We start from the raw sequence: 15,525 nt of genomic DNA, 5'->3' as shown, positions 1-15,525 counted from the left end.
CCGTCCCACCTGATATCGTGTGCGCTGATCCCGGACGGGACGCTTATTCCTGCACGTACCCGGCGTTGGCGAGAACCACGGCGAGGGTGGCCCGCATCGCCGGAATGGTCAGTTCGATATCGGTATCGAGCCATTCGTCGAGCGAGTGACCACGACCGCCGCGACCGCTGTTCGCACCGATTGTGAGCGCGGGGATACCCAGGCTCATCGGCATGTTGGAGTCGGTCGAACTGGTGCCCGGCTCGGGAACTTCGTACCCGGCGGCAGTGAAGGCGGCATGAGTGATCTGGAACAGATCGCTCTCGGGATCGGTATTACCGGCCGGACGATCGCCGATCAGTTCGAGATTGGCGGTGATTTCGCCATTCTCGGTCGAATTACGCTCGTTTTCATAAGCGGCGGCTTCGTCGACAATCGCGAGGAACTGCTGGTGAACTTTTTCGAGTTCCTCGGGGTCTTCCGAGCGCATGTCCACATCAACGGCCATCGAGAACGGAATGGAATTGACGGAAGTTCCGCCTTCGATAATGCCAACGCTATGGGTCGTCTTGGGCTCTTCGGGCACTTCGATTTCAGAGAACGCGGTCATGAAGTGAGCGAGGGCATAGGACGGATTCACGGTACCGAATGCGCCGTAGCTGTGACCGCCCGGACCTTCGAACGTTACGCGATAACGCAGCGAGCCCGTGCCGCCGGCGGTCATGCGCCCGGCGGTGCCGCCTTCGATCGAGAAGAAGCCGCTGATGTTGTCCTTGTATTCGCCCTCGGTGAACAGATACCGCACGCCGCGCAGATCGCCCGGGCCTTCTTCGCCGACGGTGCCGACGAACAGGATGTCCTTTTCCGTTTCGATGCCGGCTTCCTTCATCGCCCGGATATAGGACAGGATGACGGCTGTGCTCATGGTGTCGTCGCCGACGCCCGGAGCATGGGCTTCCGTGCCGATCCAGTTGACTGTGACGTCGGTGCCCTCGGGGAACACGGTGTCAAGGTGGGCCGAAACGACGAGATAATCACCGTCGCTATTGGTGCCGCGCCACTCTCCGATGGCGTTGCCTTCCTCGTCGACATGGACGTTTTCGAGGCCGGCTTCCTCAAGAAGTTCAGCGTAGCGAGCCGAGATTTCGGCTTCCATGAACGGGCCGGAGGGGATTTCCACCAGTTCGACGAATTCTTCGATCTGCTGATCGTAATTGTCGCGCATGTACTCGACGGCAGTCTCGAACTGGCTGTCGGCAAGAATGGCCTCGACCGTCGCAACGTGTTCGGCGGCTGCTTCCTGCGCGACGACCGAGCTGCTCGCCATTAATGCCGTAGCCACCAGAGCAGAACTCAAGCCGTAGCGTAAAGTTTTCAATTTAGACATCCCTTTGGTTCTCACTATCCCTCTTGCTACTCGTTGTGCGGGCGTCCGTGACTCAGTATACGGAAAATCCCACTCCGTTTTATACCGATCGATGAACCATATATCCAATGCAACTATTGGATAGGGTGTTGCGAAAGACTGTGATGACTTATGTTATTATTGGATTTTCGTAAGAAAAACGGACGTTTACATGCTTTTGTCCGGATAATTGAAAAAATGCTGAATTCCACAGGTGCCGGAGGGGAGGGACATCCACCCCTCCGGGTGAAAAAATCAGATCATTCAGCCACGTAGCCGGCATTGGCCAATATAATGGCAAGCGTATTGCGCATCGTGGGCCCTACGATCTCGATGTCGGTGTCGACCCATTCGTCGAGCGAGTGAGAGCGGCCTCCGCGGGGACGGGCTCCATCGATCGTGAGCGCGGGAATGCCCAGGCTCATCGGTATGTTGGAGTCGGTGGAGCTGGTGCCGATTTCAATTTCGTGGCCGGCAGCTTCGAAAATGCCAGCCGTGATCCTGAACAGATCGCTTTCCTGATCGGTGTTGCCGGCCGGCCGGTCGCCGATCAGTTCGAGAACAGGCACGATCTCGCCATTCTCGGTCGAATTGCGTTCGTTTTCATAGGCAGCGGCCTCGTCGACGAGCGCGAGGAACTGCTGGTGAACCTTCTCCAGTTCATCGGGGTCTTCCGAACGCATATCCACGTCCACGGCCATGGAGAACGGAATCGAGTTGACCGAGGTTCCGCCTTCGATGATGCCCACATTGTGGGTGGTCTTGGGCTCTTCGGGCACTTCGATTTCCGAGAACGCGGTCATGAAGTTGGCGAGGGCATAGGAGGGGTTCACCGTGCCGAATGCTCCATAGCTGTGACCGCCAGGGCCTTCGAAGGTCACGCGATAACGCAGCGAGCCGGTGCCGCCGGCGGTGATGCGGCCCGGGCCGCCTCCTTCCAATGAGAAGAAGCCGCTGATGTTGTCCTTGTATTCGCCTTCGGTGAACAGATAGCGGACACCGCGCAGATCGCCCGGGCCTTCCTCGCCCACGGTGCCGACGAACAGGATGTCGCTCTCGGTTTGGACACCCGCCTCTGTCATGGCCCGTGCGAAGGCCAGAACCGCCGCTGCACTTGCCTTGTCGTCACCTGAGCCGGGAGCGTGAATTTCGGTGCCCATCCAGTTGACGGTGACGTCAGTACCTTCAGGGAAAACGGTATCGAGGTGGGCCGAAACGACGAGATAGTTGCCGTCGCTGTTGGTGCCGCGCCATTCGCCGATAACATTGCCTTCTTCGTCGACATGGACGTTTTCGAGCGCAGTGTCGGCGGCGAGCAGTTCGGCATATCGGGCTGAAATCTCGGCTTCCATGAAGGGACCGGATGGAATCTCGATCAGTTCGACAAGTTCCTCGATCTGGCGATCGTAGTTGTCGTGCAGGTACGCCATGGCAGCTTCGAATTTTGCATCGTTGAAAATGACTTCTGCAGTCTCGCTGACGTCCTGGGCGAAGATGGAGCCGCTGCTCATGAGAGCGGTCGACAAGACCGCGATAGACAAGCTTTTTGTGAAGTACACCGTATTTCCTCCTCTACGGATAATGGCAATGCCCACTCCCCTGGGCGCTTCCACCATAATCCTGAAAAGAAAACGCATCCAATGCAAAATGTGCAACACTCGGTTTTTCGGCGGGAATGATCATGGCCAATTGAATTTGGTTCGAAGTTGCTTGGTTGGTAATGTCCTTTAATAATATTAATATCCTCAGCGACCAGTATTGGCGATTTCGAGTGCTGCGACCACATTCCCTCAGGGGCGCATCGGTCCGTCATGGCATCAGGGCGGGCGGAAGTATGATTAAGACATCCTTACCAAGTGACGTTCCAACATTGCCGGAAACATTGATTCGCGGCGGCGATGGAGGGCTTCATGAAGAGGGTGGTTATTGGAGCGGTCTTCTTTGTCATCGCGCTGGCGGGATTGGTGTTCCTTATTCCCCTGGCGCTGAGTTCCGATGCGTTACGGACCGCGCTCGCGCGCCAGCTTTCCGACAGCTCGGGTGCTCAGGTTTCTCTCAACGGTCCGATCCATTTTTCAGTGCTTCCTGATTTCGGGGCCGTGGTCGAAGATCTGGCCTATGTTTCGGGCGACGGGGCAATTTCGGTTTCGTCCGCCCGGTCGGTCGCCTCGGTCGATCTGATGTCGCTGTTTTCCGATCAGATACGGATCACGGGGATCGAATTGCAGAGCCCGCGTATTGTCTTGGCTGACGCCGCGCAGGGCCAACCCGTTGTCGAGCCGGAGCCGGCCATCGAGGGGCAGGATATTTTCGAAGTCGTGGCCGGTTACCTTGAAAGGCTATCGATCGACCACCTGGACGTTACTGATGGCGAGGTCGCCCAAAATCGCGAGGGCGTCATCGATCCGATAGCCGGCGATATCGAACTTCGTTTGTCGGTTCCCGGCATCAGCGAACCGGTTTCGCTTGCCGTTTCGGGAATTGTGGACGGCAACAGGATGGAGCTCGCGGCCGATATCGGGTCCCTGCGCGATCTTTTGGACCGGCAGCCCGCTGCGTTCTCGCTTTCGGCGAAAACCGAACAGCCCCCGCACCCGGTTCTCGCCGATCTCACCGCATCGGGGAATATCCAGCTCGCCGATGACGGAAGCTACCGCATCACCGGTGGTGAAATCGACTCGATCGGCCAGACGATGCGGCTCGACGCAAGCTATGTGCCGGGCGAGCGTCCGTTCATCATGGCAAGGGTGGGAGCCGGCGTCCTCGATTATTCCGATTGGGAGCCGGTGGAAACAAACGCCGGCGCATCGACTGAAGCCCAGAGCAGTGGGGCGGATCTTTCGGCGCTGAGGGGCTTTGACGCCGATATCGAGTTGCGCGCCGAGGCCATGCAGGCCGGTCAAGCCATCGCGCGGGATGTCGTGATTGGAGCGCAGCTCCTGAATGGGCAGTTGGATGCCAATGTGAGCTCGTCGGAGATTGCCGGGGGCAGCCTCGATGCTGGCATGCTCGTGGACCTTACCGCCGACCGTCTCCAATCGAGCGGCACTCTCGATCTCGCTTCCATCGATATCGAAAGCCTCATGGCGCTGGCGGGGCAAACGGCGCCGGTGAGTGGCCGGCTGTCGTCGCAATTGGGCTATGCGTTTTTTGGAATGGATGCGGAGAGCATTCGCAACTCGATCAACATGCGGGGTGCGGTTTCGATTTCCAATGGGAGGATCGAGATGCCGCAACTGGAAGGCGTGGCTGGGGCGGGCGCGGGTGTCGTTAATGCGCTCGATGCCACGGCGCGCATCGAGGATATCCGGCAACCGTTGGCCGTTTCGGGCACTGCCCAGTGGAATGGCGAGGCGATCGGCTTCGATAGCACGCTCGCGCTGGCCGATCTGCTCATGGGGCAGCCGGGCACGGCGTCGATCGATTTCAGGTCGCAGCCAGTCAATGCGAATTTTTCCGGAACGGTGGCGCTCACTGGCGCAGCCTCCGGCCGCGCGGAAATTTCGGCGGCTTCCCTGAGCCGGGCACTGGGCTGGTTCGGTCAGGATACCGGGACCCCGCTGGGCCGGTTCGCCTTTTCCGGCGCCGTAGCCGTCACCGATACCGAATTCTCGCTGAGCGAGGCCAGTATCGGGCTCGACGATATCAACGCGGGAGGCTCGTTGTCGGTGACGCGGGGAGGCAAGCCGAAGGTTACGGCGGCGCTCAACGTCGATACGCTGGACTTTACCCGGCTGACCGGTGGAAGCACGACCGCGGCCACACCCAGTTCAGGACCTTCGGCCATCGATCTCGCCATATTGCGCCAGTTCGATGCTGATATCCGGCTCACGGCCAACCAGATCGGCTATGGCAGCATCAAGGCGGGGCCGGCCACGGCGACCCTTTCGGTGGCGGACGGCGTTGCAACGCTTGGGGTGCCCCAGGCCGCGTTCTATGGCGGTGCCGTGACGGCCAATGTGACGGCCAATGGCGCTGGCGAAGTTCCGGTCATCGCGCTTGCTGCCGGGATGGACGGTGTCGAGGCGCTGCCGTTCCTGACCGACGCTGCAGGTTTCCAGCACATCGAGGGCAGGCTGACGGCAGAAGTGCAGGTCGATGGCTCTGGCAACAACAGCGAAATATTCGCGCGTTCGCTGAAGGGGCCGGTGAGCGTGATGTTCTCGGATGGCGCGATACGCGGCATCGATGTGGCCGGCCTCGTGCGCAACGTTCAATCGCTGATCAATGGCGGCTACACCGAGAATGAAGATGCCAGGACCGAGTTCGCTGAACTTTCGGTGTCGGTGGGGATCGAAAACGGGGTCGGCCGGTTCGATGATCTGAGACTGCTCGGTCCGCTGGTGCGCATGAGCGGGGAGGGCAATATCGACCTTGCCGCCCAGAGCATCGATATGCGGCTCGACCCGCGTGTGGTCGGATCGCTCGACGGGCAGGGCGGCGAGTTCGACGTGTCCGGGCTCGGCATGCCGATCATCGTCACCGGCGCGCTGGCCGGCCCGAGCATCTATCCCGATGTTTCAGGGATTCTCGCCAACCCCGATCAAGCGTTGCAGGCCCTGTCTCAACTGGGCGGCAGTGTGGGCCAACTGGCGGCGGGTGCATCCGAGATCGATCTCGAGAACGTTCTCGGCGGCGGCACCGATGCGGTTTCCGAGAGCGTTCTGACGGGGTTGATCGGCGGTTTGACCGGCAGCGCTTCGGGCGGGGAGACCGGCGCCATTCCCGCAAATGGGCAGGATTTCCTCAATACGTTGCTTGGTCAGCAAAACGTCGGGCAAACCGCCCAAACGCCGGAAGCACCGACCCAACCTACTCAGATGGCTCCCGAGACGGAGAGCGCTGCCGCCTTGCCGGCCGAGCCGCTTCCTCTTCCCCGGCGCGATCCTCGAACGGCTGCATCGGCAGCGCCTGAAGCCCCGCAAGAAACGCCCGTGCAGCCCGATTTGACGGACAGGCTTATCGATGCGGTTGCGCCGCAGGCCGTTCCGGAAAACGCCGATATGATCAGGAATCTTTTGGAGCAGATCGGGGCGCCCTGATCGGCTATTCCAAAAGGCCGAAGATCGGGCCGTATCCGCCGTGCCAGGAAAAATCGTTGCGGTTCATCTGGGGCAAATAGAGGCCGGCGCCGCGACCGCCGTCGAGGAAAAGGGCGTTGGGGCAGGCCAGCTGGTCGCGGAACAGCCGTGCGAAATCGTGAAAGTTGACGTCGCCATCGCTGATCGCGAACCGGACCTGCCCATTTTCGCAGACGCCGACCCCGCTGCGGCGCGTCCTGTCGGTCGAACCCGGAATGAGCGCGGGATGCAACTGGTCGTCGATGACCAGCATGGGACCCGATTGCGTTGCGAAGCGCGCGTCCGGCTGGGTTTCGAGAAAGGCGTCGGTTGGCAAGATGCCGGCGCCGGTTTCGCCGAGAAAGAAGACGCCGTTCGGCTTTTTGTAGAAATTGGGGATTTGGGCGGGCCGGCCTTCGATGGTTGTCGTATCGGCGGGGCGCAGCTCCTCGCCGTTTTCGACATAAAGGCCTACGGGCGAGAAATCGGACTGGTACATGCCGGCATTGATGGCAAAGACCAATCGCTGCTCCTCTTCGCCGAGCGCGTCGGCAAGGTTGGAGAAGGTGCGATAGGGCTCGTCCTCGGCGTTCTTCCAGAAAAGCCGCAGGTCCGAGGTGGCCGGGTCGATGGTGCAGACCGTATAGCGCGCGCCTTCGAAACGCTCCTGGGCACAGTCTTGCGCTTTTGCTGGCGATAGCGTGAGAAGAATGGCGAACAAGGCCAGTATCGCCCATGGGGCGCTTTTGAAAAATATCCGTGCGGCTATGTCGTATTCCCCGTTTCAAATCAGCGAACCGGTTCCTAGCAGCACAGCGCGGATTTCTTAAGACAGGGGTTTACCGACATGCCGCGTTTCCGCGAAGATGCCGCGCCGAGGCGATGGAGCAGGCGGGAACGATGAGCACTGATTTTCTTTTCGACGGCCCGGATGAGGCACGCATAACGGTTCTGCTGGCGCATGGCGCGGGCGCGCCGATGGATTCGGCCTCGATGAGTGCGGTTGCCAAGGCCCTTGCGGAGGCGGGGCTGAGGGTGGCGCGCTTCGAATTTGCCTATATGGCTGCCCGGCGGGCCAACGAGGGGAGAAAACCGCCGCCCAAGGCCGAGCGTCTCCTGTCCGAATATCTGGCCGCCGTCGACGATCTCGGCCCGGCGAACGGTCCGCTCGTCATCGGGGGGAAGTCGATGGGCGGGCGCGTGGCCAGCATGATCACCGATCAGCTTTTTACGGCAGGCCGGATCGCGGGGCTCCTGTGCCTTGGCTATCCGTTCCACCCGCCCGCAAAACCCGAGCAATTGCGTACGGCTCATCTGGCCGACCTGCGCTGTCCCGCATTGATCTGCCAGGGCACGCGGGACCCGTTCGGCACGCGAGACGAGGTGGCTGGGTATGCTCTCTCCCCGGCCATCGAGCTGCTCTGGCTCAAAGATGGAGACCACGATCTCAAGCCGCGCAAGTCCATCTCCGGCTTCACGGCTGCAGACCATCTCCAGACGGTGGCGAAGGCGGTGGTGGAGTGGACGGGGAAAATCGCCGGTCGATAGAGCGGTTATCCGCTCACACGGGTCTCGATACGACCAGGGCCGCGCCGGCGACGATGAGAATGGCCAGAGAAGCGTATGTCATTTGCCGGAGGGATCGGCGGAATTGAGGGTAAGCTGGAGGAACGCCAGATCGAGCCAGCGACCGAACTTGGTTCCGACCTGCCGCAGATGCCCGGTTTTTTCAAAGCCGAGCTTTTCGTGGAGGCGGATGGAGGCGAGGTTTTCCGCTTCGATCCCTGCGACCATCACGTGCTTGCCGCAGTGCCGGGCCCGCTCGATCAGCGCCAGCATCAAAGCGGCCCCGACGCCTTTTCCGCGCTGGTCGCTGCGCACATAGACCGAGTGCTCGACAGTATGCCGATAGCCGTCCCACGCCCGCCAATCGCCGAACGAGGCATAGCCGACAACCTCGTCATCGTCATCGATCGCAACAAGCACCGGATAGTTCGCCTTGGTGCGGTCCTGAAGCCACGCAACGCGGTTGGCGTCATCGACCACCGTTTCGTTCCAGATGGCGGTCGTGTTCGCGACGGCATCGTTATGGATGGCTGTAATGCCGGCGATATCGCCAAGGGCCGCGTCCCGGATGTTCATCGTTCACTCTCGTCAACTATAATGACGACGCCATCTAACATAGTGGACTAATGGCCGCAATATCACTTTTTGGTCAGGACGGCGACCAGATACGTGCAATCGGCGGGCCCGCTGTTGACGAAAACGCAGTCGGTCGGCGGGCCCAGCTCGAGACAATCGCCAGCCGTCATGTGATGGCGCACGCTGCCTTCGAGGAAGGTGAGCTCTCCTTCCAGAACCCAGATGAGCTGGCGGGCGAAGGCATAGGCCGATGCGGGCATTGGCACCTCCTTGCCGCTCGGGAGGGTGATGCGGACCAGATCGAGGGGAAGGTCCGAATGGGGGGAGACGTGCCGCCGGACGTATCCGGTATCGGGGTCGGTCCAGACGGGTTGGTCGGCGACCTTGAGCAGCCGCCCCTGGGTCACCTCCGCACGCGCGACCAGCATCGATATGCTCAGCCCCAGCGCGCCCGAGAGTTTGCCTAGAAGCTTGGCGGTGGGGCTGCTTTCGCCTCGTTCCACCTTGTGAATCATCGCCCGCGAGATGGAGGCGCGTTCGGCCATCTCGCTCAGGGACCAGCCCCGGCTTTCCCGCTCGATCCGGATGCGGGCCCCAATGCGTTTGTCGAGGTCATCCATCGTGCTATTATAGTGGACGATTTGGCGTGTAGAAAGCCGGCCTCATATCTCGCGTGCGAACCACGCGATCAGTTCAGCCGAGTTTTTCAGGTCCAGTTTCTTGATAAGCCGATAGCGATGGGTCTCGACGCTGCGTGGCGACAGGGACAGTTCGGCGCCGATCTGGGCGTTGGTCTTTCCCTGGGCAATGAACGTTACGATTTGGCGCTGGCGGGCCGTGAGTTGGGCTCTGGCGCCGGCAATGGGGCGGGAAAGGGCGTCGAAACAATAGATCGCCCTTGAAAAGGGATCGGCCTCGTCCATGGATCGGCCGCGCACCTTGCACCAGAATTGCGACCCATCGCGGCGGCGCATGATCCGCTCGTCGGAATAGCTTCGGCCGCCGGCAAAATTGGTGCGCCAAAGGTCGCCCACCATCACGAAATCGGTCAATTCGGGGTAGAGGATCTTGAAGCTCTGATTGCGCAAATCTTCGAGGGCATAGCCGAAGAGCTCGGCAAATGCGCTGTTGGTTTCCCTGATGATGCGATGGGTCGCGTAAACCAGAGGAACGGGCAGTTCTTCCAGCCCGAACCGGGACGGCGCAGAAGGTGCAGGCATGACGTGATAATACGTCTTACTGCGCCGCCACGCAAGGCTTACTCATGAGTAGGACGGGGAGGAGAAACCGTGCAAAACGTATTCATAACCGCAGGCAAGCGGACACCGATCGGTGTTCTTGGCGGAGCCCTTTCATCGCTCGATGGCCATGAATTGGGGGCAATCGCCGCGCGCGCTGCAATGGCCCAAGCCGGTATCGAGGCCGGTCGGGTCGATGAGCTCATCATGGGGCAGGTGCTAACGGCGGCGGCGGGAATGAACCCGGCGCGGCAGGCGGCGCGATCTGCGGGTTTCCCCGACGCCGCGACTGCCTTTGTCGTCAATCAGGTGTGTGGATCGGGATTGCGTGCCGTCGCGCTGGGGGCCCAGCAGATCGCGCTGGGCGATGCCAGTATCATCGTTGCCGGTGGGCAGGAATCGATGAGCCGGGCGCCCCATGCGGCTCACCTGCGGGCGGGCGCCAAGCTTGGCGAAGTCACCTTTGTCGACACCGTGATGAATGACGGATTGACCGATGCGTTCGGCAGGATGGCCATGGGCGTGACGGCCGAGAACGTAGCGCGCCAATGCGGGCTGACCCGCGAGCAGCAGGACGCATTTGCTCTCCGCTCGCAGCAGCGCGCATCGGCGGCGCAAAGGACGGGGCGTTTCGACGGTGAAATCGTGCCGGTAACCGTTACGAGCCGGAAGGGCGAGACGGTGGTTTCCGCCGACGAGTTCATCCGGCACGATGCGAGCCTCGACACCATGGGCAAGCTGCGGCCGGCCTTCCAAAAGGATGGCACGGTGACGGCGGGCAATTCCTCGGGGATCAATGATGGCGCGGCGGCGCTGGTCCTGATGTCGGAAACGGCGCTGGAGAAGAACGGCGTGGCGCCCCTGGCGCGGATCGTGAGCTGGGCGACGGCCGGGCTCGATCCCGATATCATGGGGTTGGGACCGGTTCCCGCGTCACGCCGGGCGCTGGAAAAGGCCGGCTGGAGCATGGGCGATGTAGACCTCTGGGAGGCCAACGAGGCCTTCGCGGCCCAGAGCCTGGCGGTGGTCGAACAACTGGCGATCGATCCGGACAAGGTCAACGTCAATGGCGGAGCCATTGCGTTGGGGCACCCCATCGGTGCTTCGGGCGCGCGGGTGCTGGTGACCCTGCTTCATGAGATGGCGCGGCGGGACGTGCGGCGCGGAGTGGCGACGCTCTGCATCGGCGGTGGCATGGGCGTCGCCATGTGCGTGGAGCGGTAAGGTGGAAATTGGCGATATCTTATGGGAGGCCGGCGATCCCCGGAAAAGGGCTTCGTCCCTTTGGCAATTCGCCGAAGCGACAGCGCCATTGCATGGCGCCGAGCCGGACGATTATGCGGCCTTGCACGCCTGGTCCGTCGATGAACCCGAAGCGTTCTACTCAGCCCTGTGGGATCATCTCGATATCGTGGGAGAAAAGGGTGGCAGGGCCTTCGTGCCGGGTGAAACGATCCGCGATGCTAGGTTCTTCCCCCAGGCCCGGATCAATTACGCCGAGAACATGCTCCGGCGGCGGGACGACGGGCTGGCGATCATCGCGCATCGCGATGACGGCACGCGCCGCACGCTGAGCTGGCGGCGGCTCTACGACCAGGTGTCGCGTTTCGCGCAGGCGCTCGTGGCCGAGGGGGTGGGCGAAGGCGACCGGGTCGCGGCCATCGTCACCAATGATCTCGAAGCGATCATCGCCTATCTGGCGACCTCGGCGGTGGGGGCGATCTGGTCGTCCTGCTCGCCCGATTTCGGCCCGGAGGGGGCGAGCGACCGGCTCTGCCAGATCGAGCCGAAAATTCTCGTAGCGGTGCCGGGCTATTCCTATGCCGGCAAGGCGATCGACGTGTCGCCCGCGATCAGGACGGTGGCCGAGGGGGCCAAGCTCGAAAAGATCGTCATTCTTGCCGATGCCGTGCCTGCGGCGCTTGCCGATCTCGATTGCGTCACGCTCGATGAATGGTTGGCCCCGTTCGCACCCGGAGATATCGCCTTTCGCCGATTGGAGTTCGAAGCGCCGCTTGCCATCCTTTTTTCGTCGGGAACGACGGGAAAGCCCAAATGCATAACCCATTCGGGCGCGGGGCTGCTGCTTCAGCATAAAAAGGAGCTGATGATTCATTGCGATATCGGGCCTGAGGACCGGTTCTTCTATTTCACCACCTGCGGATGGATGATGTGGAACTGGCAGGTCTCGGGGCTGTCGCTGGGCGCGACGCTGGTGACCTTCGACGGCAATCCCTTCCATCCCGATCACGCACGCCTCATCGACCTCATCGATGAAGAAGACATCGCCATTTTCGGGACCAGCGCCAAATATATCGATGCCTGCCTCAAGGACGGGTTGAAACCTCGGCAGAGCCACAGGCTCGAGCATTTGCGGTTGATCCTTTCGACCGGATCGCCGCTGATCCCGACCAGTTTCGATTATATCTATTCCGACTGGAAACCGGACGTGCATCTGGCCTCGATTTCGGGCGGCACCGACATTTGCGCCTGCTTTCTGGGCGGCAATCCGTTGCTCCCGGTGCGACGGGGTGAATTGCAATGCGCGCTGCTGGGGCTCGATATCGACACGTTCGACGAGCAGGGCGAACCTGTGGCGGGAGCGGCGGGAGAACTGGTCTGCCGCAACGCCCATCTCTCCATGCCTGTCAAATTCTGGGGCGATGCCGACGGCTCGCGATACCATGAGGCTTATTTCTCTCGGTTTCCGGGAGTCTGGGCCCATGGGGACTTCGTGGAAAAGCGTCCATCGGGTGGGTTCATCATCCAGGGGCGGTCCGACACGACCCTCAATCCCGGCGGCGTGCGGATCGGCACCGCGGAGATATACCGGCAGGTCGAAACCATCGGCGAGGTCGAAGAGGCGATCGCCGTGGGCCAGGATATAGAGGGCGACCAGCGGGTTATCCTGTTCGTCAAGCTGCGGGAGGGGGCGACGCTGGACGTCGAACTGGAGCGGACCATCCGCGCCCGCATAAGAAGCGGCGCCAGTCCCCGCCACGTCCCGGCCAGGATCATCGCGGTCGCCGCGATCCCGCGAACCCGCTCGGGCAAGATCTCGGAAATCGCGGTGCGGGATACGATCCACGGCCGCGTGGTCAAGAACGTCGGGGCGCTGGCCAATCCCGAAGCGCTGGAGCTCTATATGAATCTGCCGGAGCTCGGGTCGACCGCCGCGTGGAACTGAGGCCGATGCAGCACACAATTGTCGGGCCGGGGGGCATTGCTGTCCTCGGCCCGACCGATTTTGCAATAGCGCCTTACTTGGCGGTGTAGATCAGGATGGCGCCCGGGTTTTCGATTTCGCTTACGCCTTCACCATCGGCATCGAGCACGCCGCCGGCCGAGTCGGTGACGAGGTAAATCGTCTCGCCGTCATCGGAGATCGCCAGGTCGCGCAGGCGGTTCTGGCCGAGGTAGTAGCGGGTGAACGTGGCGTCGTCGCCGGTCGCTGTCGGGTCGATGGTGTAGATCGAACCGTGCTTCATGGCCGTGGAGAGCAGACGGCCGCTCAGCTCGGCAACCGCGTCGCTTTTATAATATTCGATGGCGGACGGGCCGACCGTGGGGCGGGCGAAGTAGGAGAAGTCGTACTCTTCATCGGCGCCGACGGTAAAGAGCGTCGCAAGCGGGGTTTCCATATCGGCGAGGCCGGCCCACTCGGTTTCCAGTTCAACGCTCACTTCCTCGGGGAAGCCTTCTTCCGGCTGGGTGAAGGTCAGAGTCGAGGGATCGACGCTGGCAGCCGACCAGTTGCCATAGGCGTAGTGGCTGTCATCGGCAAAGCCGGCAACATGGGGCCAACCGTAATTGCCGCCAGCGACGATGACGTTGATTTCGTCGTCGCTGCTCGGGCCGTGCTCATTGGCATAGATGGTGCCGTCGGGACCGACCGCGATGCCCTGGGCGTTGCGGTGTCCGAGGGTGAAGACGTGGCTCTGGACGCCGTCGAGAGTGGGGTTGTCTTCAGGGATCGAGCCATCGGTGTTGAAGCGCAGAACCTTGCCCTGATAGGCGATGTAATCCTCATCGGCCAGTTCGGCGTCGGTCGGAAGGCGCTGGGATTCGATGGGGCGGGTGTAGTTGACGAGCTGGTTGTGGCCTTGGTCGCCCACTGTAAGGTAGATCGTGCCGTCCTGGCCGAACACCATGCGGCCCGAATTGTGGTCGTTGTTGGCGGGAATGCCCGTCAAAACGTCTGTGACGCCGGTCACCGTTTCGGTTTCGGCGTCCCAATCGAGACGGACGACCTTCTGGAAGAGGCGATGGTAGGGATCGGCTTCGTCGGGACGGGTCGGGTCCGTGCGATCCTGATCTTCATAGGTATGGACGACGAAGATCTGGTCGGTGCCATTGCCGAAATCGGGATGGAAGGCAAAGCCCATGACGCCGCTCTGGGCGCCTTCTGCGACGTCGGGGATGTCGAACTCATGGACGATTTTGATCTCGCCGGTTTCGGGCGCCACGCGGATCAGGCGCTTGCCGATACGCTCGGTGACCCAAAGCTGGTCGTCGGCACCGATATTGATGTCGTGGGGGGCGCTAAGCCCTTCAACCAGAACGGTCTTTTCAAAGGGAAATTCTGCTTCGACAACGTCCTGAGGGGACTGCTGGGCGAACGCACCGCCCGCGCTCAGCACCGTTCCCGCTACGATAGCGGCAACGCTGGCGGACAGATACAACTTACGAGACAACATCTCACACTCCGATATTTGGGCAGTCTCCGCGAAGAACACGATGCTCGTATCCGGCGCGGCGGGCCCTGTTGCTGCAGCGCTTGCAAAAGCGTCTGGAACCCGACGGGTCAGCAAAATCTAGTGAGAAACGGGACGCGGAGAACCCGGATGAAACTGTACAGAATGTTCATCGGAAACGAACAGACAAAAAGAATTGATGTCGATTTTCGTTCTTTTCGTTGACGATCAGCTTTCGACGGACAAGCCGGCGCGGGCCTCTTTCGACATGGCAACGAGCGTCAGATGCACGTCCCGCGCCGATTCGAGCGGGATGGAAAAGAATATCCTGCGGATGTCGCCGCCATTGCCGATCTCGAATCCTTCGGCGTCGATGCCCAGAAGGGTCCATCTGCCGGCCGGGGCCTTGGCATAAAACCGCGCATAGCGCTCGACGGCGTCGCCATGCTCTTCATTCATATGCTCGATTGCCGATTGCTCGGTCGCCGCTAGTTCGGCGTTGGCGTTTGAAATGGTCAAAAGCTGATGGGCGTCGAGAATATAGGCGCGGCCGAACCCGCCATTGAGGCTTGCGCTGGAAGGCTCAAGCCGGAAGAAGCTGAAATCGGGCAGGTTGGCGTAAAGCCTGGCCTTGGGCTGGTGGCTGAGGTATCGCCCTTCGAGCCGCTTGTGATCGTCGCTGTTCCGCTCGATCTCGCGCGCCACGGCCTTGATCGAAATTCGGGGATGGGCCAGCGCATCGCCCTTACCCTCCTCGCCCAGCAGCAGCGAGCATCGCGGATCGGCGAGCAGCGCGCCGGTGTGGGCGGCCAGCCGCGACAGGAGCAGGATGGGCGCGCCGTCGATATCGGTCGAGACGCCCACGCGGCTGGCAAGCGGAGAGCCATCGGCGGGATCGAGAACCGCCAATGCTCCGTGACGCGAGGTCCGGATCAGCGTCTTGACCTGCCTTATAATTTCCTCGGTCGCCTCCTGAAAAACACTTTCCCGCTCAGCCATCAATATTC

12 protein-coding genes are annotated in these 15,525 nt (G+C 61.4%); 4 read left to right on the top strand and 8 right to left on the bottom strand.

Going from position 1 to position 15,525, the window contains the following annotated elements; genetic code table 11:
• Positions 1-43: 43 nt before the first annotated feature.
• The gene (locus V4T21_RS14260) at positions 44-1,306 is read right to left on the bottom strand and encodes a M20/M25/M40 family metallo-hydrolase (protein ID WP_332717949.1); all 1,263 of its coding nucleotides are present in this window, start codon (positions 1,304-1,306) and stop codon (positions 44-46) included.
• A 338-nt stretch (positions 1,307-1,644) separates the two neighbouring features.
• On the bottom strand, positions 1,645-2,895 hold the full coding sequence (locus V4T21_RS14255; protein ID WP_332717947.1) for a M20/M25/M40 family metallo-hydrolase: 1,251 nt from the start codon (positions 2,893-2,895) through the stop codon (positions 1,645-1,647).
• 399 nt (positions 2,896-3,294) lie between these two features.
• Between V4T21_RS14255 and V4T21_RS14250 the strand changes: the two genes are divergently transcribed.
• The gene (locus tag V4T21_RS14250; RefSeq protein ID WP_332717945.1) at positions 3,295-6,426 is read left to right on the top strand and encodes an AsmA family protein; all 3,132 of its coding nucleotides are present in this window, start codon (positions 3,295-3,297) and stop codon (positions 6,424-6,426) included.
• A gap of 4 nt (positions 6,427-6,430) precedes the next feature.
• On the opposite strand, the gene V4T21_RS14245 is transcribed toward V4T21_RS14250, so the two are convergent.
• Positions 6,431-7,201, bottom strand: a complete 771-nt coding sequence (locus V4T21_RS14245; protein WP_440589659.1) for a phosphodiester glycosidase family protein — start codon at positions 7,199-7,201, stop codon at positions 6,431-6,433.
• Between the two features lie 143 nt (positions 7,202-7,344).
• Here V4T21_RS14245 and V4T21_RS14240 point away from each other — a divergent pair, with 143 nt between their 5' ends.
• A complete protein-coding gene (locus V4T21_RS14240; protein ID WP_332717941.1) occupies positions 7,345-7,992 on the top strand; it encodes an alpha/beta hydrolase family protein in 648 nt (215 codons plus the stop codon).
• Between the two features lie 78 nt (positions 7,993-8,070).
• Here the strand turns inward: V4T21_RS14240 and V4T21_RS14235 are convergent, their stop codons facing one another.
• The 3 genes from V4T21_RS14235 to V4T21_RS14225 all read right to left on the bottom strand — a co-directional run bounded on the left by V4T21_RS14235 (position 8,071) and on the right by V4T21_RS14225 (position 9,806).
• Positions 8,071-8,586 carry a GNAT family N-acetyltransferase gene (locus V4T21_RS14235; RefSeq protein ID WP_332717939.1) on the bottom strand — a complete coding sequence of 172 codons (516 nt, stop codon included), beginning with the start codon at positions 8,584-8,586 and terminating at the stop codon, positions 8,071-8,073.
• Positions 8,587-8,648: 62 nt separating this feature from the next.
• Positions 8,649-9,206 carry a helix-turn-helix domain-containing protein gene (locus V4T21_RS14230; RefSeq protein WP_332717937.1) on the bottom strand — a complete coding sequence of 186 codons (558 nt, stop codon included), beginning with the start codon at positions 9,204-9,206 and terminating at the stop codon, positions 8,649-8,651.
• Positions 9,207-9,248: 42 nt separating this feature from the next.
• Entirely contained in the window at positions 9,249-9,806 is a 558-nt protein-coding gene (locus V4T21_RS14225; protein WP_332717935.1) for a LuxR C-terminal-related transcriptional regulator, read from the bottom strand.
• Between the two features lie 69 nt (positions 9,807-9,875).
• Here V4T21_RS14225 and V4T21_RS14220 point away from each other — a divergent pair, with 69 nt between their 5' ends.
• Both V4T21_RS14220 and V4T21_RS14215 read left to right on the top strand, forming a co-directional pair.
• Complete coding sequence (locus V4T21_RS14220) at positions 9,876-11,048, top strand: acetyl-CoA C-acetyltransferase (protein ID WP_332717933.1); 1,173 nt, start codon at positions 9,876-9,878, stop codon at positions 11,046-11,048.
• A gap of 1 nt (position 11,049) precedes the next feature.
• On the top strand, positions 11,050-13,011 hold the full coding sequence (locus V4T21_RS14215; RefSeq protein ID WP_332717931.1) for an acetoacetate--CoA ligase: 1,962 nt from the start codon (positions 11,050-11,052) through the stop codon (positions 13,009-13,011).
• Between the two features lie 73 nt (positions 13,012-13,084).
• Here V4T21_RS14215 and V4T21_RS14210 read toward each other — a convergent pair whose 3' ends face one another.
• Positions 13,085-14,521 carry a glucose/sorbosone family PQQ-dependent dehydrogenase gene (locus V4T21_RS14210; protein WP_332717929.1) on the bottom strand — a complete coding sequence of 479 codons (1,437 nt, stop codon included), beginning with the start codon at positions 14,519-14,521 and terminating at the stop codon, positions 13,085-13,087.
• 225 nt (positions 14,522-14,746) lie between these two features.
• Complete coding sequence (locus V4T21_RS14205) at positions 14,747-15,517, bottom strand: HugZ family pyridoxamine 5'-phosphate oxidase (protein WP_332717928.1); 771 nt, start codon at positions 15,515-15,517, stop codon at positions 14,747-14,749.
• Positions 15,518-15,525 lie beyond the last annotated feature (8 nt).

The sequence above is a fragment of the Pelagibacterium mangrovi genome (genome assembly GCF_036662815.1).
Lineage (GTDB): Bacteria > Pseudomonadota > Alphaproteobacteria > Rhizobiales > Devosiaceae > Pelagibacterium > Pelagibacterium mangrovi.
The sequence above is the reverse complement of the archived record's forward strand: the minus strand, read 5'-3'. Positions and strand labels throughout refer to the sequence as shown.

What these genes read in the sequence shown, in the direction of transcription:
- V4T21_RS14225 (WP_332717935.1), bottom strand. Translation starts at nt 9,806, where the DNA reads ATGCCTGCACCTTCTGCGCCGTCCCGGTTCGGGCTGGAAGAACTGCCC.
- V4T21_RS14260 (WP_332717949.1), bottom strand. Translation starts at nt 1,306, where the DNA reads ATGGCGAGCAGCTCGGTCGTCGCGCAGGAAGCAGCCGCCGAACACGTT.
- V4T21_RS14235 (WP_332717939.1), bottom strand. Translation starts at nt 8,586, where the DNA reads ATGAACATCCGGGACGCGGCCCTTGGCGATATCGCCGGCATTACAGCC.
- V4T21_RS14240 (WP_332717941.1), top strand. Translation starts at nt 7,345, where the DNA reads ATGAGCACTGATTTTCTTTTCGACGGCCCGGATGAGGCACGCATAACG.
- V4T21_RS14250 (WP_332717945.1), top strand. Translation starts at nt 3,295, where the DNA reads ATGAAGAGGGTGGTTATTGGAGCGGTCTTCTTTGTCATCGCGCTGGCG.
- V4T21_RS14210 (WP_332717929.1), bottom strand. Translation starts at nt 14,521, where the DNA reads ATGTTGTCTCGTAAGTTGTATCTGTCCGCCAGCGTTGCCGCTATCGTA.
- V4T21_RS14205 (WP_332717928.1), bottom strand. Translation starts at nt 15,517, where the DNA reads ATGGCTGAGCGGGAAAGTGTTTTTCAGGAGGCGACCGAGGAAATTATA.
- V4T21_RS14230 (WP_332717937.1), bottom strand. Translation starts at nt 9,206, where the DNA reads ATGGATGACCTCGACAAACGCATTGGGGCCCGCATCCGGATCGAGCGG.
- V4T21_RS14255 (WP_332717947.1), bottom strand. Translation starts at nt 2,895, where the DNA reads ATGAGCAGCGGCTCCATCTTCGCCCAGGACGTCAGCGAGACTGCAGAA.